The sequence below is a fragment of the Actinomadura sp. NPDC048032 genome (genome assembly GCF_040653175.1).
Classification (GTDB): domain Bacteria; phylum Actinomycetota; class Actinomycetes; order Streptosporangiales; family Streptosporangiaceae; genus Spirillospora; species Spirillospora verrucosospora.
Genome location: NZ_JBEZJP010000610.1, coordinates 1 through 3,620 on the forward strand (window position 1 = coordinate 1; position 3,620 = coordinate 3,620).

Here is a 3,620-nt window from a genome sequence, read left to right on the forward strand (position 1 = left end):
GTACTCGGCGTCCCCGCGGTCGTAGGGCCCGGGGGCCCTCCGACCGCGAGGACGCAGAGAACGCACAACCGGTGAGGTGGTCGTCGACCAGGCCGCAGGCCTGCATGAGGGCGTAGGCGGTGGTGGGGCCGACGAAGCGGAAGCCGTGCTTCTTCAGCTCCTTGGCGAGGGCCTTCGACGCGTCGGTGTAGGCGGGAACCTCGGACATGTCGGTATAGGACGGGGAGTCGGGGTCGGCGTAACGCCAGGCGGTGGCGGCGAGGCCGCCGGGGAGGTCGAGGGCCGCGCGGGCGTTGGCGATCGTGGCCTCGATCTTGGCGCGGTTGCGGACGATGGAGGCGTCGGCCATCAGGCGCTCGACGTCGTCCGGCCCGAACGCGGCGACCTTCTCGGGGTCGAAGCCGTGGAACGCGGCGCGGAAGCCCTCGCGCTTGCGCAGGATCGTCAGCCACGACAGGCCCGACTGGAACGCCTCCAGGCACAGCCGCTCGTAGAGGCCCTGGTCGTCGCGGACCGGACGGCCCCATTCGTCGTCGTGGTAGGCGACGTAGTCGGGCGCCGACAGCCCCCAGGGGCAGCGCGCCAGCCCGTCCTCGCCCATAATCGCGGTGCTCACGCGCCCGTTCTACCTCATGGCTGCGACAGAACGGCGAGGCGGCGCAGCCCGAGCCTCATGAACGCCTTCACGACCGGCCCCGCGACCAGCCAGGCGGCGCGGCCGAGGGGGCCCAGCGGCAGGTCGACGCGCTCGGCCCAGATGACGCGGCTGCCCGAGCCCTCCGGGACGACCTTGAAGAACGCCTCGCCGCGCACCACGCGGCCGGTGTGCCGGACCGCGACGCGGCGGCCGGCCCGCCAGTCGGTGATCACCATGGTGTCGAGGAAGCCGACCGGGCCGAGGCCGGTCCACGCCCGCAGCTCGTCGCCGACCTGGTCGCCGCCCTCCGCGCGGGTGAACGGCATCCACTCGGCGTGCCGCGGCCAGTCGGTGAGGACGTCGAAGAGCCGCTCGGGCGGGGCCGCAGAGACCGCCTCCGCGTGGACCGCGACCGCGCTCACCGGCTCTCCTCCGCGTCCGCCTCGAAGGCCTCCTTGCCGAGCGCCACCCCGGCGCCGGGCTCCTCGATGCCGTGCAGGGCCCCGACCGGCCCGGCCGGTTCGTCGTCGCCGGCGCGCTCGCGGACGTCGTGGAGCTGCCGCTCCAGGTCCGCCACGCGGGCGTCGCGCTCGTGCAGGGCCTCGGTGAGGCGGTGGAACGCGTCCTCGGTCACGTGCGGCTGGTACCCCCACAGAGTCCGGGGGAACCGCAGGTGGGAGCCTTCCCAGCCGAGGACGGGCCGCCCCTCGGCGTCCACGCTGACCGGCGGATAGTCGGGATGGGCCTCGGCCAGCCCGCCGCCGCGGCCCATGGCGAGGACGACGACGGCGCCCAGCACGGCCACGCCGGCCAGGACGAGAACCACGACCACGATCACGCTCCGATCTGACGGGACCCCATGGGGAAGACGATCCCCCGTCCCCGATCGTGCCACGCTCGGCGGCATGGGGATGCAAGAGCGCGGGGTCCTTCCACCGGGTGCGCCGGTTTCCGGCGGGTCGCGGACGCGGCACGGCGCCCCCGGCGAGCCGTGTCGAGCGGCTCGCCCCGTCCGGGGACGCCGTGCCGGTGGTCCTCAGCCGCGCAGGCGGTGCCAGGGGCCGGTGATCGCGAAGGTGGCGCCCGGGTCGGACTGGCGGTTGGCGAACAGGATCCGCCCGTCCGGGGAGAACGTCACGCCGGTGAACTCGCTGTCGTTGAGGGCGTTGCGGGCCATCGCGAACGGCTCGTTCCGGCGGGTGGTGCCGACGAGGTACTGCTCGCCGTCGCCGTCCTCGGCGAGGATCACGCCGCCGCCGTACGGGGACACGGTGATGTTGTCGGGGCCGTCGAAGCGCCCGCCCGGCTTGAAGACGAGCTGCAGCTCGACCTCGTTCCGGTGCGGGTCGTAGGTCCAGACCTGCCCGGCGTGGTCGGCGGCGCCGCCGTCGGACTTCCGGGAGTAGCTGCACACGAAGTAGGCCTTGCCGTGGCCCCACCAGGCGCCTTCGAGCTTCTGGCTCCGCGTGATCGTGTCGAACTGCTTGCGGACGGACGTCTGCTTCGCCGACGGGTCGGGCACCTCCACCCATCCGGCGCGCAGGCGCGTCCCGGGCTCCTGGACGGCCGACAGGTCCGGGACGCCGGGGACGTTCAGCGCCTCCAGCTTTCCGCCCGACATGTAGGCGTGGTAGCCGCCGCGGTGGGCGCGGGGCCGGAACCGGTAGAACAGGCCGAACGGCTTGGAGGCGTCCTCGGTCAGGTACGCGGTGAGCGTGTGCGGGTCGACGGCGACGGCCTCGTGCGCGAACCGGCCGAGCCCGGTGAGCGGGACGGGCTCGGTCCTGCGGCCGGTCGGGTCGACCTCGAACACCCACCCGTGGCTCTTGGTCTGGCCCGTGAAGCCCTCGGTCTCCTCGCAGGTCAGCCACGTCCCCCACGGGGTCCGTCCGCCCGCGCAGTTGGTGGACGTCCCGGCGAGGCTGACGTACTGCGACAGCAGGTCGCCCTGGCTGTCGACCTCCAGCGTGGTGGTGCCGCCGTTGGCGGCCGGGTCGTAGGTCAGCTCGGGACGGCCCACGGCGCGGGTGCCGTTGTTGCTCTGCTCGTGGTTGCGCACCAGACGGGTGCGGCCGTGGCGGCTGCCGGAGAACGTGGCCATCCCGTCGTGGTGCCCGGGGACGACGACGCCCTCGGAGATGGGTTCGCCTTCCACCGACAGCGTCTTGTAGGAGAAGCCCTTGGGCAGGTCCAGGACGCCCTTGGGGTCGGGGACCAGCGGGCCGTAGCCGTACGCCTCCCCGGTATCGGCGCCTGCGGACGTCTGGAAGATTCCGTCCAGGCTTCCGGCGAGGGCGATGGACAGCGCGCCGGCCGCGCCGCCCTTGACGACTCCGCGACGGGTCACGGACATGGGCACTCCTTCACGTAAGGGGATCACGCGGGAGCCTGGTCGCCGTCCCTGAACCGGGTATGAACGATCACTGGCCGGGAGGAGAAACCCCAGGACAACGTTGGTCCGCGCTGACCGGGAGTGCCCGCGGGCGTGCGGAGCGCCGCCTCAGAGGAGCTCCACCGCGGCGTCGACGGCCCCGGCGACATCGCCGTCCGGCGGATACAGCAGGGACCGGCCCACCACCAGACCCCGCACGGTCGGCAACCGCAACGCCCGCCGCCACCCCTCACGCGCGGCGCCCTGGTCGGCGGCCACCTCACCGCCCAGCAGCAGCGCCGGCAACGTCGACGCAGCCATCACCCGCTCCATCTCCGCCACCACCGGCACCTTCAACCACGTGTACGCCGACGTCTCCCCCAACCCCGACGCGATCGAAACCGCACGCGTCATCGCCTCCGGCGACAGATCGTTACGCACCCGCCCCTGCACCCGCCGCGACACGAACGGCTCCACCATCGCCATCAACCCCCGCCCCGCCAACTCCGACACCGCCCCCGCACACGCCTCCAACGTGCGCACCGTCGCCGGATCGGCGTCATCCACCCGCAACAGCATCTTCCCGCCGTCCAACCCCGACGCCGCGATCGC

Annotated in this window: 4 protein-coding genes and 1 pseudogene; all 5 read right to left on the reverse strand. The window is 73.2% G+C overall.

The window, feature by feature from the left end; genetic code table 11:
- On the reverse strand, positions 1-601 hold a 601-nt coding region (locus AB0C69_RS39910), incomplete at its 3' end, for a DNA-3-methyladenine glycosylase I (protein WP_360361569.1).
- A gap of 29 nt (positions 602-630) precedes the next feature.
- Entirely contained in the window at positions 631-1,059 is a 429-nt protein-coding gene (locus tag AB0C69_RS39915; protein ID WP_360361560.1) for an SRPBCC family protein, read from the reverse strand.
- The gene (locus tag AB0C69_RS39920) at positions 1,056-1,475 is read right to left on the reverse strand and encodes a hypothetical protein (protein ID WP_360361563.1); all 420 of its coding nucleotides are present in this window, start codon (positions 1,473-1,475) and stop codon (positions 1,056-1,058) included. Before AB0C69_RS39920 ends, AB0C69_RS39915 begins: the two co-directional genes overlap by 4 nt.
- 198 nt (positions 1,476-1,673) lie before the next feature.
- Complete coding sequence (locus AB0C69_RS39925) at positions 1,674-2,990, reverse strand: alkaline phosphatase PhoX (protein ID WP_360361566.1); 1,317 nt, start codon at positions 2,988-2,990, stop codon at positions 1,674-1,676.
- 147 nt (positions 2,991-3,137) lie between these two features.
- Positions 3,138-3,620 (reverse strand): annotated as a pseudogene (locus AB0C69_RS39930) (aldolase); the annotation flags it as partial.

Coding starts and splice junctions, on each gene's coding strand:
- AB0C69_RS39925 (WP_360361566.1), bottom strand. CDS start 2,990: ATGTCCGTGACCCGTCGCGGAGTCGTCAAGGGCGGCGCGGCCGGCGCG.